Raw genomic sequence first — 16,493 nt, forward strand, 5'->3', positions numbered from 1 at the left:
CCCATTGGCCCGGCTCAGTCGATGCGCAGGCTGCGGGCCCGGATCACGGCGCCGAAACGTTCGGTGTCGGAACGCGCCTTCTGCATCAGCTCCGCGGGCGTGACCGCCAATGGCTGCCCGCCCAGGGTCGCCAGCCCTTCCCTGACTTCCGGCCGTTCGAGGATACGGTTGATCTCCGTGTTGAGGCGATCGACGATGTCGGCCGGTACGCCGGCCGGGGCATAGATGCCGTACCACGAGTTCGCCTCGAACCCTGGCAGCCCCGATTCGGCCAAGGTCGGCAGTTCGGGAAACAGCGGCGAACGCTTCAGGTCGGCAATGGCCAGCCGCTTGAGCTTGCCCGCGCGCACCTGGGCCAGGCCGATGCCGGGATCGAACATGTACTGCACCTGCCCGCCCAACAGGTCCGCCAATGCCGGGGCGGCGCCTCGGTACGGTACGTGCAGGGAGCGGATACCCGCCGCTTCGTTGAACATTTCCCCCGCCAGGTGCGGCAGGCTGCCGGTGCCGGCCGAACCGTACGACAGCTTGCCAGGATGCGTGCGTCCCCATTCGATGAACTCGCGCACGTTCGAAACCGGCAGCGACGCATTGGCGGTCAGGAATACCGAAACCCGCATGATGCCCGCCACCGGCTGCAAGTCCCGGTCGACGCTGAAGGACATATTGGGATACAGGGCAGTGTTGACCGCGAACACGCCGCCCGCGCTGGCCAGCAGGGTATAGCCGTCCGGCGCGGCGCGGGCCACCGCCTCGGCGCCGATATTGCCGTTCGCACCGCCGCGGTTCTCGATGATGACGGGCTGGTGCAGGACCTGAGCCAGCGGCGTGGCGACCAGGCGGGCCACCACGTCGACCGCGCCTCCCGCGGGATTGTTGACGACGATCCGGATCGGACCCGTGGGCCAGGCATCTGCCCAGGCCGGTGTGCCCAGGGCCCAGGCCAGCGGCGACAACAACAGTCCCTGCCCCAGCGCGCGGCGGGCGCGAACGAACGATGCTTGCATTTTCCTTCTCCAGGAACGTTGCGGCCGAGATACCGGGCGGCCACGGCCCGTATGGCTACCTGGCGAGCACCTGGCCGGTCACGGACGCCAGCCTCACGTCCACGACCGCCGCCTTGCCGCTGCGTACCGTGGCGAGCGCCTGGCGCAGCGTGGCTTGCAGTTGTTCACGGCCGTCGACGCGATACCCGACCGCGCCACCTGTTGCCTCGGCCACCGCCGAGAACTGCGTGCCCGCACCGGCCGCCACCCAATAGGTATCGTTGCGCTGCGCGGGCCCTTCGGGATGGACGTAGACCGTCGACATCCGCGGCGACTTCCAGCCGCCATTGTTGTAGACGATGGTCAAGTGAGGCGCGCGGTACGCGCCCGCGACCCAGTACGCGCTGCTCGGCACGCCGAACATGAAACAACCGTCGCCGAGCAGGGTGATGACTTCGGCATCAGGATTCGCCAGCTTCACGCCGATCGCGGCATTCGCGCCCCAACCCAGCCCCGCGCCGTGATTGCCGTAGTAGCTTCCGGGCCGGTTCATGCGCAGGATCGCGGGGATCATCTGCGACGCTGACGGCGCCTCCACCAGCACGATCGACCGCTCGTTGACGAGTTCGCGCACGGCCCGCGTCAGTTCCACCGGCGTAATGGCGCCGTCGCCGCCGTCCGGTCCGAATGCCGGCGCATGGGCGCGGCGGGCTTCGGTGATCCAGGCAAGCCTCTCCGCCCGCAGCCGGTCCGCATCCTTGGCCGGCAAGCCGAGCAATTGCTCGAGCACCTGACGGCTGTCGGCCTGGTAGCTGCGCTGGGCGGGGAAATGCCAGTAGCCCAGGCCGGGCTTGAGCGGATCCAGGTCGACATGAAATACCCTGGCTCCCTTGGCAGGCGTGACCCGGGACTCGATCCAGGGCACGTCGACGTCCACCATCAGGATCAGGTCGGCCTCGGCAATCAGGGTATTTCGCTGATAACCGAGATGGTGGGGATGATCGCCCGGGAAATTCAGGTAATGCGGTCCCAGTTCGCATACGCCGATGCCGAAGCGCTCGGACAGCTCCACCAGCCGCCCCACGCTTTCCTGCTGGTATCCCAGATACGTGGTCACGACCAGCGGCCGGCGCGCCTGCGCCAGCGCACGATGCAACTCGAGCAGATCGTCCGGCGCCAGTCCCGCGAACTTCGAGACCGCCCAATTCCCTGCCGCGTCTTCCGGCGGCGACGCCGTGGCTTCCCACGTCTCGCGCGCGCCCGTCAGGTACACCGGTCCCTGGGGCATGGAGCACGCCAGCTGGTGGGCGCGGCGCACCACCTTGTCGGTCATCTCGGCACTGCGCAGTTCGTAGCACCACTTCATGTACTGATCGACGATACCAGCCTGGCGCGGTGCATCCTGCGTGTAGTGGATGTATTCGTTGCGGTGGCCCACGGTGCCCGCATGGGTGGAAACGGGAGACAGGCCCGCCACCACGATCGCGGGCACCCGGCCCCTGGCCGCGTTGTGCACGCTCGCGCCCAGGTTCTGGGTGCCGACGTCCACGTGCACCAGCACCAGTTGCGGCCGACGCGTCACCATCGCATAGCCGTGGGCCGCGCTGAGCGTGGTCATCTCGTGCGGACAGACGATGATGCGCGGCATGGGGCGGCCTTCCTGCTCCAGCCTGGCGAAGGCGTCGATGAACGCCGGATGGTCGCTGCCCAGGTTGGTGAACAGGTATTCGACCCCCAGGCTGGAACAGACGCGCAGCAACTGCTCGGCAGCGGAAGGAAGACGATCTTCGGTCAGGATGGGTTCCATGCTCACGCGAGACTCCCTTGCGGACCGGTAATGGTGTGATAGCCGCGAAACGACAGCACCCCTTCGAAGCCGAGATTGCGACCGACGCCGCTCTGCTTGAAACCGCCGAACGGTCCGCGGTCATCCTGGCCCAGCGGCCCGTGCGTATTGATGTAGGTGTAGCCGGCCTCGAACTGCCGGGCGAGCCGCCACGCGCGCGCCATGTCGCTGGTCCATACCGACGAGCACAGGCCAAAGCGCGTGTCGTTGGCCATCGCCATGCCCTGCGCTTCGTCGTCGATCGGAATGATGGGCAGGGCCGGCCCGAATTGCTCTTCGCGCACGATGTCCAGGTGTGGTTCGGGATCGAGCACCAGCGCGGGCTTCTGGAAGAAGCCCGCTCGATAGAGCGCCTCGTCGGGCACCGTACCGCACTCCCGGACTTCGGCGCCCGCGGCGCGGGCCTGCGCCAGCATGTCGGTGACGACCTTCAACTGGCGGCGATTGTTCACCGGGCCCATGGTGGTTTCCGGCAGCAGGCCGTCGCCGACCACCTGGGCCGCGGCCATGGCAGACAGACCGTCCACCACTTCGTCGTAGCGCGAACGATGCACGTACAGCCGCTTGAGCGCCATGCAGATCTGGCCCGAGGTCATGAACGCGCCCAGGTACATGCGCTGGAAGGCAGCCTGGTCCAGCACGGCATCCTCCAGCACCAGGGCCGCATCGTTACCGCCCAGTTCCAGGGTGACCGGCACCAGTTGCCCGGCAGCCATCTTCATCACGTGCCGACCCACCGGAATGCTGCCGGTGAAATTGATCATGCGGACCGCCGGGTGCGTCAGCATCGCGTCGCCGATCTCGGACGACGAACCGGTGATCAGGTTGACCACGCCGGGCGGCAGGGCCTCGGCGATGCGGGCCACGGTCATGGCCGGCGCCATCGACGAATTCTCGGGAAGCTTGATGACGACGGTGTTGCCCGCCAGCAGCGCCTGCGGCAGCTTCGCCCCGAGGATGGACAGCGGCCAGTTCCAGGGCACGACCAGCAGGGCGACTCCGCGCGGCTGGTGCTCCACCACGGTATCGAACGGCGGGCCCTTCATGACGTCCTGCGTGTCGAGCCGCTGCGCATACGAAGCCACTTGCACGAAGCGGCCCCCCAGCCGGCCCATCTCGATGCGCGACTCCTTCAGCACCTTGCCGTGTTCCCGTGTGAACAGCCGGATGCGCGCCTCGAAATCGGCCTCGTCCGAGGTCAGGTGCACGGCGATGCGCTGCAGGTATTCGGCGCGTTCGGCACACGACAGATCGCGCCAGGCGGGGAACGCCCGCTGCGCGGCATCGAACGCCGCCTCCACGTCGGCGACACCCGCCCGGGCCGCATGGCCGACCAGTTCGCCGGGCCGGGCGGGGTTGTAAAGAGGGTACGTCCTGCCATCGGCCGCAGGCCGGCGCTGCCCGTCGATAAACAGCTGCGATGCGCCGAGCGGATGAGCATGGTCCATCTGGGTCTCCTCGCGGCATCTTCACGTGGTGCCGCTTGCGGGACGCAGTGTAGGAGTGCAGTGGAAGATTGTTCTATACAACGCAACGTCCGGGTACACCCTAGGCTCGTCTGCGCCGCGGATCCGCTTTTGCGTACTATTCGTCTCACCGCACTGACACCGCCGCGCGCCCGCGCAGGAGCTCCCGCCCATGCCCAACAGCAAACGCCCCGCCCCCGCCGCCACGAAAACCGCCGCGCCGGACCGGCGCAGCAAGGTGCAGTCGGCCGGCATGGGCATGTCCATACTGAAAGCCCTGGCCGGCATGGGCGGCGCGGCCTCGCTGACCGCGCTGGCCGCCCGGGTGGACGAGAACCCGTCCAAGGTGCACCGCTATCTGGCCAGCCTGGTGGAGGCCGACCTGGTCGTGCAGGACATCTCCAGTTCACACTACGTGCTGGGCCCGGAATCGCTGGCCATCGGACTGGCCGCGATGCGGCAGTCCGACCCCCTGACCCTGGCGGCGGCCGAGCTGGTGCAGCTGGGCGAGTCCCGCAACCTGTCCTGCTTCGTATCGGTGCTCGGCAACTGCGGTCCGACCATCGTGCGCTGGAGCGAACCGACGCAGCCGGTCGCCGTGAACGTAAGGATCGGCTCGGTGATGCCGGTATTGTGGTCGGCCACCGGCCGCGCATTCGGCGCCTTCTCGCGTTCGACCGCGCAACTCGAGGCGCTGATCGCGCACGAACTGGAAATCGCCACGCCCCGGCAGCGCGCACTGCTGGCCGATCGCCGCGCAGCGGATCACTTGTTCGAGGAAATCCGCGCGCGGGGCTGCGCGCCGGTCAGCGACCTGTACCTGAACGGCATCAGCGCGGTCGCCGCCCCGGTGCGCAACGCCGATGGCGCGGTGCCCGTGGTGATCACCGCGCTGGGGCCATCCGGCGCGTTCGACCCCTCCCCCGGCGGCGAAATCGCTGGAGCGGTACGACAGGCAGCGGCCGCGGTCAGCAAGCGGCTCGGTCATGGGGGGGTGGTGATTCTCCCGATTTAATTTTACGCATTGCGTATAATAATTACGCAAATGGACCCCTCCCCTCGGGATCCGGCAACAGGAGACACGCCATGTCCGCACCCCCGCCCCGGGCCGGAGGCTGCCCGATCCATCACGACGCCGCGTCCGCCGGCGTCGGCCCCACCGGCTGCCCCGTCAGCGCGCGCGCCGCCGGTTTCGACCCGTTCGAAGACGGCTACCAGCAGGATCCGCCCGAGTACGTGCGCTGGGCGCGCGAACAGGAACCCATTTTCTACAGCCCCCGGCTGGGCTACTGGGTGGTCACGCGCTACGAGGCCATCAAGGCCATCTTCCGCGACAACATCACCTTCAGCCCCTCGATCGCGCTGGAGAAGATCACCCCCACCGGCCCCGAGGCCAACGCGGTGCTCGAACAGTACGGCTACGCGATGAACCGCACCCTGGTCAACGAGGACGAGCCGGCGCACATGCCGCGCCGGCGCGTCCTGATGGAGCCCTTCACGCCCGAACACCTCAAGCACCACGAACCCATGGTGCGGCGGCTGGCGCGCGAATACGTGGACCGCTTCGTCGATGACGGCCGCGCCGACCTGGTCGACCAGATGCTGTGGGAAGTGCCGCTGACCGTGGCGCTGCATTTCCTGGGCGTGCCCGAGGAAGACATGGACACGCTGCGGCGCTATTCCATCGCCCACACCGTCAACACCTGGGGCCGTCCCGAACCCGAGGAACAGGTGGCGGTGGCCCATGCCGTCGGCAACTTCTGGCAATACGCCGGCAAGGTGCTGGAAAAGATGCGCCAGGCCCCGGACCAGCCCGGCTGGATGCGCTACGGCATCCGCAAGCAGCAGGAGCACCCGGAGGTGGTGACCGACTCCTACCTGCATTCGATGATGATGGCCGGCATCGTCGCCGCCCACGAGACCACCGCCAACGCCACGGCCAATGCGATCAAGCTGCTGTTGCAGCATCCCGACGCCTGGCGCGAAATCTGCGAGGACCCGGGCCTGATCCCCAGCGCGGTCGAGGAATGCCTGCGCCACAACGGCTCGGTGGCGGCATGGCGCCGCCTGGTGACCCGCGACACGCGCATCGAGGGCGTGGATATCCCCGCCGGATCGAAGCTGCTGATCGTGACCTCGTCGGCCAACCACGACGACCGCCACTTCGCCGACGCCGATTTCTTCGACATCCGCCGCGAGAATGCCAGCGATCACCTGACCTTCGGCTATGGCTCGCACCAATGCATGGGCAAGAACCTGGCCCGCATGGAAATGCAGATTTTCCTGCAGGAGCTGACGCGCCGCCTGCCTCACATGCGCCTGGCCGACCAGCGTTTCAGCTACGTGCCCAATACCTCGTTCCGCGGGCCGGAGCACCTGTGGGTGGAGTGGGACCCGGCACGGAACCCCGAGCGCCAGGATGCCACGCTGCTGCAAATCCAGCCGCCGGTGCGCATAGGCGAACCCTCGCGCCACGCCATCGCGCGCAGCGTGGTGGTGGAAAGCGCCACCCCGGTGGCCGACGGCATCGTCAAGCTGCGCCTGGTGTCGCCCGACGGCCGCGCGCTGCCGCGCTGGGCCCCCGGCTCGCACATCGACGTCGAGTGCGGCGAACCCGAACGCTCGCGCCAATACTCGCTGTGCGGAGACCCCGCCGACGCGGGCGCTCTGGAGATCGCTGTCCTGCATGAACCCGAGGGGCGCGGCGGATCATCCTGGATACACGGCCGCGTGCGCGTGGGCGACAAGCTGCGCATACGCGGCCCGCGCAACCACTTCCGCCTGGACGAGACGGCGGAGAAACTGATACTGGTCGCCGGCGGCATCGGCATCACGCCCATCGCCGCCATGGCCCGCCGCGCCCGCGAACTGGGCATGGACTACGAGCTGCACTACAGCGGCCGCAGTCGCGCCGGCATGGCCTTCCTGGACGAACTGGCCACCCTGCATGGCGAGCGCCTGCACGTGTACGTCTCGGAAGAAGGCCAGCGCAACGACCTGGCCGCGCTGCTGGGCCAGCCCCGGGAAGGCTGGAAGATCTGCGCCTGCGGCCCCAAGCGCATGCTCCAAGCCCTGGAAGCGCACTGCGCGGCCTGGCCGGACGATGCGCTGCGCATCGAGCACTTCGAGTCCAATCTCGCCCAGCTCGACCCGGCCAGGGAACACGCCTTCGAGGTGGAACTGAAGGATTCCGGCATCACCGTGACGGTCCCGGCGGATCGCACCGTGCTGGCCTCGCTGCGCGCCGCCAACATCGACGTGCCCAGCGACTGCGAGGAAGGCCTGTGCGGTTCGTGCGAGGTGCGCGTGCTGGCCGGCCAGGTCGACCATCGCGACATGGTGCTGACCAAGGCCGAGCGCGAGGCGAACGACCGGATGATGACCTGCTGTTCGCGGGCGTGCGCCGGGAAACTGGTGCTGGAGCTGTAGCGCGCCTGCCGGGCGGGATGCGGTACCATCGGCCCACCCAGTCCCGCTCCGTCCCGCACCGTGTTCCACGTCATCCTCGTCCACCCCGAAATACCGCCCAACACCGGCAACGCCATCCGGCTCGCCGCCAATACCGGCGTGCAACTGCACCTGGTGCGCCCGCTGGGCTTCGAGCTCGAGGACGCCAAGCTGCGGCGCGCGGGGCTGGACTATCACGAATGGGCCTCGGTCCAGGTGCATGACGATTTCGCCGCCGCCATCGCCGCCACCGGCGCGGCGGCGGACCGCGTGTTCGCCTTCACGACGCGTGGGTCCCGGCTGTTCGGCGCGGTCCGTTTCCAGCCCGGCGACGCCTTCGTGTTCGGCAGCGAAACGGCCGGCCTGCCCGCCGCCATCCGCGACGGCTTTCCCGAGGAACAGCGGCTGCGCCTGCCGATGCGGCCGGGCCAGCGCAGCCTGAACCTGTCCAACTCCGTGGCGGTAACGGTGTTCGAGGCCTGGCGGCAATCCGGCTACGAAGGCGGCCTGTAAGATACGAAAAAAGGAGGAACGCGATGCCCATACTGACCACCCACGTCGGCAGTCTTCCCCGCGGTGACGAGCTGGCGCAGCTGCTGCTCGCGCGCGACCATGGCCAGGAGGTCGACCCCGATCAATTCGAGCGGACCGTGCAGGCGGCCATCGACGGCGCGGTGCAGAAGCAGGTCCGGGCCGGCGTCGACATCATGAGCGACGGCGAACTCGGCAAGGTCGGCTACGCCACCTACATCACCGAACGGCTGGAAGGCTTCGGCGGCCACATCGACCGGCAGCCCGCCAAGGATCTGGCCGACTTCCCCGACCTGCGCAAGAAGCTGGCCGCGATCATGGGGTCCCAGGAATTCGTGCGCGCCGCCTGCGTCGGCCCGGTCAAGCTGCGCACCATGGAGCCCTGCCATGCCGACATCCGCCGCTTCAAGTCCGCGGTCGAGCGGCACGGCCAGGGCCGCCGGGCCTTCATGAACGCCGCCTCGCCGGGGCTGGTGACCGCGTTCCAGCCCAACAAGCACTACCCGACGCACGAGGCCTACCTGGCGGACCTGGTCGAGGCCATGCGTCCTGAATACGAGGCCATCGTGGCGGCGGGCTTCGACCTGCAACTGGACTGCCCGGACCTGGCCATGGCCGCGCACACCGGCTACCAGAACCTGAGCGAAGCCGAATTCGTGCAGCGGGCGTGGCAGAACGTCGAGGCGCTGAACGCGGCCACGAGCAACATCCTGCCCGAGAAGCTGCGCATGCACATCTGCTGGGGCAACTACGAAGGTCCGCACCACTGCGACATCGCGCTGGAAAAAATCATCGACCTGATCCTGGCCGCCCGGCCGGCCACCGTGCTGTTCGAAGCGGCCAATCCGCGCCACGAACACGAATGGGAGATCTGGCGCGCGGCCAGGCCCGAGAACAAGATCCTGGCACCCGGGCTGATCGACAGCTGCTCGAACTACGTCGAGCATCCGGAACTGATCCGCCAGCGGCTGGAGCGCTACGTCTCGTTCATGGGCGAAGACCGGGTGGTGGCAAGCACCGACTGCGGCTTCGGCACCTTCGCGAACTACGGCAAGATCGATCCGGCCGTGACCTGGATGAAGCTGTCGGCGCTGCGCGACGGCGCCGACCGGGCCAGCGCGGCCCGATAGGCGGACACGGAGGCGGCGGCCCGCGCCCGCGGGCCGCCGCCTACCACTCCACCGCCACGTACTTCGTCTCCATGTATTCCTGCATGCCTTCCCAGCTGCCTTCCCGGCCCAGGCCGCTCTGCTTGACGCCGCCGAACGGCGCCGCCGGGTCCGAGACCAGCCCCCGGTTCAGCGCCACCATGCCGAACTCCAGCCGCTCGGCCAGCTTCAGGCCCTTGGCCAGATCGCGCGTATAGAGGTACGCGGCCAGGCCGTATTCCGTGCCGTTGGCCAGTTCCACCATCTCGTCCTCGGACGCCACGCGCACGATGGGCGCGACGGGGCCGAAGATCTCCTCGCTCAGCACGCGGCTGTCGGCAGGGACATCACCCAGGACGGTGGGCGGATAGAAATAGCCGGGACCGGACAGCCTTTCCCCGCCGCACAGCACTTTCGCCCCGCGCGAGACGGCGTCCTCGACCAGTTCCTCGACCTTGTCGCGGGTCGCGGCGTCGATCAGGCTGCCGACCTGGTTGGCCTCGTCCAGGCCGTGGCCGATCTTCTGGGCGCGCATCCGTTCTGCGAAAGCGCGGACGAAGGCGTCGTAGACGCCCGCCCCGACGTAGAAGCGGTTGGCCGCCGTGCAGGCCTCGCCCATGTTGCGCATCTTGGCGATCATCGCGCCGTCGACCGCGGCTTGCACGTCGGCGTCGTCCAGCACCAGGAACGGCGCGTTGCCGCCCAGCTCCATCGGCGTCTTCAAGACCTGGTCGGCGGCGGCCTTCAGCAGGATGCGCCCCACCTCGGTCGAGCCGGTGAAGGACACCAGCCGCACGCGCGGATCGTGCAGCCAAAGATCCACCAGCGGACCCGAGCGCGACGTCGGCACGATGTTGACCACGCCGTCCGGCACGCCCGCCTCGGCCAGGATGTCGGCCAGCGCCAGCATGCTGAGCGGCGTCAGCGAGGCCGGCTTGACCAGCACCGTGCAGCCGGCCGCCAGCGCGGGCGCGATCTTGCGCGCCCCCATGGCCGAGGGAAAATTCCAGGGCGTGACCAGCGCCACGACGCCTATGGGCTGGTGCTGGACCAGGATCCGGTAGCCGCCGGCCGGCGCGTGGCTGACCGATCCCAGGTTGCGGCAGGCCTCTTCCGAATACCAGCGGAAGAACTCCGCGGCGTAGCGGGTCTCGGCCCGGCTGTCGGCCAGCGGCTTGCCGTTCTCCAGCGTGATGATGCGCGCCAGCTCCTCCAGCCGTTCCAGCATCAGCAGGTGGACCTTGCGCAGCACCTCGGCCCGGGTGCGGGGCGGCGTGTCGCGCCACGCGGGCAGGGCCGCCGCCGCCGCGTCGACGGCCGCGCGCGCGTCGTCCAGGCCGGCATCGGCCACCTGGGCGACCCGCTCGCCCGTGGCCGGGTCCGAGACCGTGAACGAACGCGGCTGGGCCGGCTTGGCCCAGTTGCCGTCTATGTAGAGATCGGTGGGCAGATTGGCGATGGATAGCATGGGGGTCTCGCGCATGGGCTCAGGCCGCGGTATCCATGGGATGCCGGCCGACGAAGAAATCGCCGTTGGGCGAGTCGGTGGGCGTCAGGCCCGACTTGACCAGCGCCTGCCGCAGGCTGTTCATGGTGTTCTCGTTGATGCGCATGGTCGGCTGGCGCACCGGGCCGCCGTTGAAGCCGTTGAGCCAGCCCTCGAACTTCCACAGCATGCGGTTCAGGAACTGGGTCTGCGAGGAATACGAGTTGGCCGCGGCGCGGGCCTTGCGCGCCGGCGTCAACTGCCAGTAGAGCCGGGTGGCCTCGTCGTACTTCTTCTCCTGGATCAGGTTGAAGATGCGCGGGATCATGCCGCCGTAGTATTCGGTGTCGCTGGTGCCGATGAACTGGATGGGCACGAGCTGGGCCAGCGCCAGGGCGTACTGTTCGAGCGGCATGGTCACGACCACGTCCTTGCTGAACAGGCGATAGGCCTCCACCCAGCCCATGATACTGGGCATGCCGCCCTCGGCCTTCAGCGCGGCGATGTTCGGGCAGTCGTCCAGCAGGCGCCGGATCAGCGGCGCCTCGAGGTCGGACGGGTGCACGCGCTCGAAGCCCCAGTGCGGCACCTGGAACAGCATCACGCCCAGGTCCGTCGCGTCGCAGAAGGCCTTGGTGTAGTCGTAGATGTCCTGCGACGTGCGGGCGTAGAAGTTGGCCGGGTACGACAGCAGGATGAGTTCGGCACCGTTGCGCTCGGCAATCTTCGCCGCCTCGATGTTCTCTTCCAGCGTGTTGAAACTGGCGTGGTGAATGAGTTTCAGCCGCCCGCGCGATTCGTCGTTCGCCCAGGCGAAGAACTGCTCGTACTCGGGCAGCGTGATGGCCACTTCCGAGACCATCAGCGTGCCGGAGAAGCCCAGCTCGATCTCGTGGCGAATGTCGTGGCGGATGCCCTGCTCGTTCAGGCCCTTGAGGTCGGCGGTGAACGAGGGGATCACGACGTTGGCGACGCCGCGCAGGTGTTCGTGCGCCCAGTCGCGGGCTTCGTGTCGTTTGTAGGAGGCCATGTTCCAGTTCCTGGTCGAAGAAATCTATTGTTTGTAGGTAAAGGCAATGGGCAGCTCGACGGCCAGCCCCGCGTCGGTGGCCAGGTCGAAGACGAGCTCGGCCGCGACGATGTCCTGCAAGGCCGAGCCCACCGACTTGAACATCGGCAGCCGGGCGCCGGCCGCGATCTCGCCGCGCACCAGCTGGTTGAGCGAGCGCAGCCTGGGCGCGAAATCGATACCGCGCGCCCGCGCCTCCAGCATGTCGCCGGACTCGGCGCTGACCTCGTCGGGCATGTCGCAGACGATGAGATCGCAGCGCTCCACCACCGAGGCGTCGATCTCGCGCTGTTGCGGCAGCGTGGAGCCGACCGACACCAGCACCATGCCGTCGCGCAGCGCGTCGGCATGCAGGATGGGGGTCTCGTCGCGCGACCGGGCGGCGGCGATGCCGATGTCGGCCCCTTCCATGGCCTGCGCGGCGGTCGCGGCCGGCCGGCAGGGCACGCCCAGCATCGCCTCGAAATCACGCGCGAACTGCTCGCGGTTGGCCGGCGTCGGACTGTAGATCCGCAAGCTCTCGACCTGCCGCAGCGAGGCGATGGCCTGGACGTGGGCGCGCGCCTCGGCGCCGCTGCCCAGCACGCCCAGCCGCACCGGCCGCCGGGGCGCCAGGCAGTCGACCGCCAGCGCCGAGGTGGCCGCGGTGCGGTAGGCGGTGATCTTGTTGGCATCGAGCAGCGCGCGGATCTCGCCCGTGTCCTGGTCCGCCAGCGAGATCAGGTAGTTCATGCCGCGATTGCGGCCGCGGCCGAACACCTTGGCGCCCATGAAGCGCTTGCCGGGCGGCACGCTGGCCAGGGCGCGCAGCGACGCGCCGTCGCCCCGGGCGAAGGTGCGGGGCGGGCTGATGTGCTCGTCGTGGCGCTGGGCATAGGCATCGCGCAGCGCGGCCACCAGCGCGTCCCAGGTCAGCACCCGCTCGACCGCGTCGGTGCCGATGAAGACCGGCGCCGTGCCGCTCATTTGGCCACCTCCCGCGTCTCGGTCGCGGCGATCCGGTGCGTGATGGCCGCGATCGACTTCACGTAGGATGCCCAGAACGTCGCGAACTTGGTTCCGGCGGAATACTTGACCTCGCCGCCCGCGCTGGACACGATCTTCTTGAACTCGGGATCGCGGGCCGCGGCCTCCACCGCCTGCCGGATCTTCCGCTCCACGGCCTCCGGCGTGCCGGAGGAAATGAACAGGGCCGTGCCCGCGACCGAGTCGAAGTCCACGCCGCCGTCCTTCATCCGCGGCAGGCCCGCGGGATCGGCCCAGGGTTCGTCGCCGGCCGTGGCCAGGTACTTCAGCCGTCCGGCCTTGACCTGGGTCAGCGACAGCGACCGCGACAGCAGCGCGAAATCGACCTCGCCGGCCACCAGCGCGGTCACCAGCGGACCACCCCCCTGGTAGGGAATGTGCCGCACCTTGATGTGCGCCGTGTCCGCGAACGCCGCGGTGCGCACGTGCACCTCGCCAAAGAAGCCGGTCGATCCGTAGGTCAGGGCATCGGGCCTGGCCTTGGCTGCCGCGATCAGTTCGGGAAAAGTCTTGTAGGGACTGGCCTCGGGCACCACCATGGCCACCGGCTCGGCGCTCAGCATCGCGACGGGCGTGAGCTGCTCCAGCGTGAACGGCGGTTTCTGCTTGTTGACCACCGCCTGCTCGGGCAGGCTGGCCACGCTCAGCAGCGAGCACAGGATCGAGTAGCCGTCCGCCGGCGCGTTGGCGACCTGGCTCACGCCGATCGCGCCGCCCGCCCCCGGGCGATTGATGACGACCACGGTCTGCTTGAGCGCGCGCTGGAGGGCGGGCTGCAACGCGCGAGCCATGTTGTCCGCCGTGCCGCCCGGCGGGAAGGGAACGATCAGGTTGATCGGCCGGTCGGGATACTCCGCCCGCGCGCCCGGCGCGGCGACCAGCGACAGGGCGGTGAACGCCGCGGCCCACAGCGTGGTTTTCATGATGGTCTGTCTCCATGAGAAGGTGGTCTTGTCGCGCTCTGGCGGCGCCTTGCGGACGGCCCGGCATCCGGGCCGCATGACGGTCATCGCGGCGCGACGAACCGGTTTTCGATCACGCCCAGCCCGTCGATCTCGATGCGGACGACGTCGCCCGCGGCCAGGTAGCGCGGCGGCGTCAGCCCCATGCCGACGCCAGCGGGCGTGCCCGTCGCGATGATGTCCCCGGGGTGCAGCGTGATGCCCCGCGAGCAGGTCTCGATCAGCGTCGGAATGTCGAAGATGAAATCGCGGGTGCCGGCGTCCTGCCTGAGCTCGCCGTTGACCCAGCAGCGCACGCGCGTGTCGGTCCCGTCCAGCGCGTCGGCGGTCACCACCCACGGCCCCATGGGGCAGAAGGTATCGAAGGACTTGCCCAGGTCCCACTGCTGATGCCGCATCTGCACATCGCGGGCGGTCACGTCGTTGACGATGGTGTAGCCATAGACGTGGCCCAGGGCCTCGTCGCGCGAGATGTTCTTGCCGCCCTTGCCGATCACCACGGCCAGTTCGGCCTCGTAGTCGATCTGGGTCGAGACCTCGCCCGGCAGCACGACGTCGTCCGCCGGGCCGACGACGCATTCCGGCACCTTGGTGAACACGATGGGCCACGCGGCCGGGTCGGTGTTGCTGGCCTTGAAGACCGAGCCCGACAGTTCCTTGGCATGGGCGTGGTAGTTCCGGCCGACGCAGAACACGTTGCGGCGGGGAACGGGAATGGGTGCTTCCAGGCGTACGCCGTCGAAGGGCACGGTCCTGCCGCGCAGCGTCCCGATGTCGACGCCTCGCGCGGCCATCTCGACCAGCGGCAGCACGCCCCGGTCCGCCGCGCCGTCGGGCAGGTCGAGCAGCGTGACATGGCGGGCGTCGTCGGAAACCATTCCCACATGGCGTTGGCCGTCGAGCATGAAAGTGGCGAGTCGCATGGCAGTCCTTGCTGGATGGTCGGATTCGCTATCTGGCCCGACCAATTGGTTTAATTTGGTTTTAAATGGTATTGATTTGTCGAACTATAAAGCCATTCTCTCACCAAATATACGGGGTTTTCACCTAGATTCACGGCGAATTTGCGCTTTACAATAAAACCAATTTGAACCAATCAAGGGCCAGCGCAACCATGTACCCGTCTCCCAGCCTCCAGGTCCGCACCGACCCCGTCCAGGCGCTGCGCACGGAACTGCTCGATGGCCTGCGCACCGGCAAGTGGGCGCCCGGCAGCCGGCTGCCGACCGAACGCAGCCTGTGCGCGGACTTCGGCGTCAGCCGGTCGGCCCTGCGCCGCGTGCTGCAGGAGCTACGGGACCAGGGCCTGATCGTGCAGAAGGTGGGAAGTGGAACCTATGTGTCGGACACGCCGTCCGGCACCGCGCCGGACATCGTGGCGGCGGCGGGCAAGCTGCTCACGATTCCCTCGGCCAGCCCGGCCGAAATCATGGAAGCCCGGCTGCTGCTCGAGCCCATGATCGTCGAGCTCATCGTCAGCAACGCGACCCTGGCCGACTTCGAACGGCTCGAGGCCTGCTGCGCCCGGTCCGAGACCGCCGACACGCTGGAGGAATTCGAGCACTGGGACAACGCGCTGCACGAGCACCTGGCGCTGGCCACGCACAACGCGCTGTTCGTGAGCGTGTTCAGGCTGCTGGCGGAGGTGCGCAACAGCGGGGAATGGGGCTTCCTGAAGAAAAAGATCGTGACGCCCGAGCGGCGCAGGGAATACGAGGCGGAACACCGCCGCATCGTGGAAGCCTTGAAGCATCGCGACGCGGACACCGCGCGGCGGGAAATCTTCGAACACATCGTGCACGCGCGGACCAATCTGCTGGGCCGGATCTGACGCTCCGGCCCGGGCGAACGCTCAGGCGCGCGCCGGCCGCCGTACCGACCTGAGCGTCCCGCTCTTGCCGCCGCCGCAGAAGAAGCGGTCGCCGCCATCGGATTCCAGTCCCGAGACCCCCGTGCCGGGCGGCATCTCCAGCCTGGCCAGAACCTCGCCGCTTTGCGCATCGATGCGCCGCAGGTCGCTGGCATCGCCTTCCCAGGTGCCGTGCCAAAGCTCGCCGTCCACCCAGGTCACGCCGGTGACGAAGCGCTCGGAGGTGATCGAGCGCAGGATCTTCCCGGTCTCGGGATCGATCTGGTGGATTTTGCGCGCGCGGTAGTGCCCGACCCACAGGGATCCCTCGGCCCATGCCAGCCCCGAGTCCTCGCCGCCGGCCGGCGACGGGATGGTGGCCAGCACACGGCCGGAGTCCGGGTCGATCTTGCGGATCTGGCCATCGGCGATCTGGTACAGGTGCCGGCCATCGAACGCGGTGCCCGCGTTTGCCGGCGTCTGGATCGAGCGCTGCACCTCGCCGCTGGCCGGATCCATGGCACAGAGCCGGTCGCCGATGGCGAACCAGACGTTCTTGCCGTCATAGGTCACGCCGTGCACGCCGTCGGCCTCGGGGAAAGGACCATATTCACGAAGGATGTGGGCTGTCGATGTCTTCATGGCGTCTGCTCGCTGCAAAAGTTGACGAAGAGGAT

14 protein-coding genes are annotated in these 16,493 nt (G+C 68.3%); 5 read left to right on the forward strand and 9 right to left on the reverse strand.

The window, feature by feature from the left end; translation table 11 throughout:
- Nucleotides 1-14: 14 nt before the first annotated feature.
- Genes EGT29_RS25035 through EGT29_RS25045 form a run of 3 tightly spaced genes read right to left on the reverse strand, consistent with a single transcriptional unit; the run spans nt 15 to nt 4,280 of the window.
- Entirely contained in the window at nt 15-1,007 is a 993-nt protein-coding gene (locus EGT29_RS25035; RefSeq protein ID WP_124691539.1) for a tripartite tricarboxylate transporter substrate binding protein, read from the reverse strand.
- A 55-nt stretch (nt 1,008-1,062) separates the two neighbouring features.
- Nucleotides 1,063-2,793, reverse strand: coding sequence for a thiamine pyrophosphate-requiring protein (locus tag EGT29_RS25040; protein ID WP_238160494.1), 1,731 nt, complete (start codon nt 2,791-2,793; stop codon nt 1,063-1,065).
- Between the two features lie 2 nt (nt 2,794-2,795).
- On the reverse strand, nt 2,796-4,280 hold the full coding sequence (locus EGT29_RS25045; RefSeq protein ID WP_124691541.1) for an aldehyde dehydrogenase family protein: 1,485 nt from the start codon (nt 4,278-4,280) through the stop codon (nt 2,796-2,798).
- Between the two features lie 190 nt (nt 4,281-4,470).
- Here EGT29_RS25045 and EGT29_RS25050 point away from each other — a divergent pair, with 190 nt between their 5' ends.
- The 4 genes from EGT29_RS25050 (at nt 4,471) to EGT29_RS25065 (ending at nt 9,406) form a co-directional block, all read left to right on the forward strand.
- Nucleotides 4,471-5,313 (forward strand): IclR family transcriptional regulator, encoded by an 843-nt coding sequence (locus EGT29_RS25050; RefSeq protein WP_124691542.1) that lies wholly within the window; start codon nt 4,471-4,473, stop codon nt 5,311-5,313.
- A gap of 71 nt (nt 5,314-5,384) precedes the next feature.
- Entirely contained in the window at nt 5,385-7,727 is a 2,343-nt protein-coding gene (locus EGT29_RS25055) for a cytochrome P450/oxidoreductase (RefSeq protein WP_124691543.1), read from the forward strand.
- 60 nt (nt 7,728-7,787) lie between these two features.
- Nucleotides 7,788-8,258 carry a tRNA (cytidine(34)-2'-O)-methyltransferase gene (locus tag EGT29_RS25060; protein WP_124691544.1) on the forward strand — a complete coding sequence of 157 codons (471 nt, stop codon included), beginning with the start codon at nt 7,788-7,790 and terminating at the stop codon, nt 8,256-8,258.
- Between the two features lie 23 nt (nt 8,259-8,281).
- Nucleotides 8,282-9,406 carry a cobalamin-independent methionine synthase II family protein gene (locus EGT29_RS25065; RefSeq protein ID WP_124691545.1) on the forward strand — a complete coding sequence of 375 codons (1,125 nt, stop codon included), beginning with the start codon at nt 8,282-8,284 and terminating at the stop codon, nt 9,404-9,406.
- Between the two features lie 40 nt (nt 9,407-9,446).
- On the opposite strand, the gene EGT29_RS25070 is transcribed toward EGT29_RS25065, so the two are convergent.
- From EGT29_RS25070 to EGT29_RS25090, 5 genes are all read right to left on the reverse strand, one after another.
- Nucleotides 9,447-10,892 carry an NAD-dependent succinate-semialdehyde dehydrogenase gene (locus tag EGT29_RS25070; RefSeq protein ID WP_124691546.1) on the reverse strand — a complete coding sequence of 482 codons (1,446 nt, stop codon included), beginning with the start codon at nt 10,890-10,892 and terminating at the stop codon, nt 9,447-9,449.
- A gap of 19 nt (nt 10,893-10,911) precedes the next feature.
- The gene (locus tag EGT29_RS25075; protein WP_124691547.1) at nt 10,912-11,940 is read right to left on the reverse strand and encodes a dihydrodipicolinate synthase family protein; all 1,029 of its coding nucleotides are present in this window, start codon (nt 11,938-11,940) and stop codon (nt 10,912-10,914) included.
- Between the two features lie 24 nt (nt 11,941-11,964).
- Nucleotides 11,965-12,945 (reverse strand): ornithine cyclodeaminase family protein, encoded by a 981-nt coding sequence (locus EGT29_RS25080; protein WP_124691548.1) that lies wholly within the window; start codon nt 12,943-12,945, stop codon nt 11,965-11,967.
- Nucleotides 12,942-13,928, reverse strand: coding sequence for a tripartite tricarboxylate transporter substrate binding protein (locus tag EGT29_RS25085; protein WP_161567966.1), 987 nt, complete (start codon nt 13,926-13,928; stop codon nt 12,942-12,944). Before EGT29_RS25085 ends, EGT29_RS25080 begins: the two co-directional genes overlap by 4 nt.
- Nucleotides 13,929-14,011: 83 nt before the next feature.
- Complete coding sequence (locus EGT29_RS25090) at nt 14,012-14,890, reverse strand: fumarylacetoacetate hydrolase family protein (RefSeq protein WP_124691550.1); 879 nt, start codon at nt 14,888-14,890, stop codon at nt 14,012-14,014.
- A 191-nt stretch (nt 14,891-15,081) separates the two neighbouring features.
- On the opposite strand from EGT29_RS25090, the gene EGT29_RS25095 reads away from it, so the two are divergent.
- Entirely contained in the window at nt 15,082-15,798 is a 717-nt protein-coding gene (locus tag EGT29_RS25095; protein WP_124691551.1) for a FadR/GntR family transcriptional regulator, read from the forward strand.
- 21 nt (nt 15,799-15,819) lie between these two features.
- Here the strand turns inward: EGT29_RS25095 and EGT29_RS25100 are convergent, their stop codons facing one another.
- A complete protein-coding gene (locus EGT29_RS25100; protein ID WP_124691552.1) occupies nt 15,820-16,458 on the reverse strand; it encodes a PQQ-binding-like beta-propeller repeat protein in 639 nt (212 codons plus the stop codon).
- Nucleotides 16,459-16,493 lie beyond the last annotated feature (35 nt).

Origin of the sequence: Pigmentiphaga sp. H8, from assembly GCF_003854895.1 — a bacterium.
Classification (GTDB): domain Bacteria; phylum Pseudomonadota; class Gammaproteobacteria; order Burkholderiales; family Burkholderiaceae_B; genus Pigmentiphaga.

What these genes read in the sequence shown, in the direction of transcription:
- EGT29_RS25035 (WP_124691539.1), bottom strand. Translation starts at nt 1,007, where the DNA reads ATGCAAGCATCGTTCGTTCGCGCCCGCCGCGCGCTGGGGCAGGGACTG.
- EGT29_RS25040 (WP_238160494.1), bottom strand. Translation starts at nt 2,793, where the DNA reads ATGGAACCCATCCTGACCGAAGATCGTCTTCCTTCCGCTGCCGAGCAG.
- EGT29_RS25045 (WP_124691541.1), bottom strand. Translation starts at nt 4,280, where the DNA reads ATGGACCATGCTCATCCGCTCGGCGCATCGCAGCTGTTTATCGACGGG.
- EGT29_RS25050 (WP_124691542.1), top strand. Translation starts at nt 4,471, where the DNA reads ATGCCCAACAGCAAACGCCCCGCCCCCGCCGCCACGAAAACCGCCGCG.
- EGT29_RS25055 (WP_124691543.1), top strand. Translation starts at nt 5,385, where the DNA reads ATGTCCGCACCCCCGCCCCGGGCCGGAGGCTGCCCGATCCATCACGAC.
- EGT29_RS25065 (WP_124691545.1), top strand. Translation starts at nt 8,282, where the DNA reads ATGCCCATACTGACCACCCACGTCGGCAGTCTTCCCCGCGGTGACGAG.
- EGT29_RS25070 (WP_124691546.1), bottom strand. Translation starts at nt 10,892, where the DNA reads ATGCTATCCATCGCCAATCTGCCCACCGATCTCTACATAGACGGCAAC.
- EGT29_RS25075 (WP_124691547.1), bottom strand. Translation starts at nt 11,940, where the DNA reads ATGGCCTCCTACAAACGACACGAAGCCCGCGACTGGGCGCACGAACAC.
- EGT29_RS25080 (WP_124691548.1), bottom strand. Translation starts at nt 12,945, where the DNA reads ATGAGCGGCACGGCGCCGGTCTTCATCGGCACCGACGCGGTCGAGCGG.
- EGT29_RS25085 (WP_161567966.1), bottom strand. Translation starts at nt 13,928, where the DNA reads ATGAAAACCACGCTGTGGGCCGCGGCGTTCACCGCCCTGTCGCTGGTC.
- EGT29_RS25090 (WP_124691550.1), bottom strand. Translation starts at nt 14,890, where the DNA reads ATGCGACTCGCCACTTTCATGCTCGACGGCCAACGCCATGTGGGAATG.
- EGT29_RS25095 (WP_124691551.1), top strand. Translation starts at nt 15,082, where the DNA reads ATGTACCCGTCTCCCAGCCTCCAGGTCCGCACCGACCCCGTCCAGGCG.
- EGT29_RS25100 (WP_124691552.1), bottom strand. Translation starts at nt 16,458, where the DNA reads ATGAAGACATCGACAGCCCACATCCTTCGTGAATATGGTCCTTTCCCC.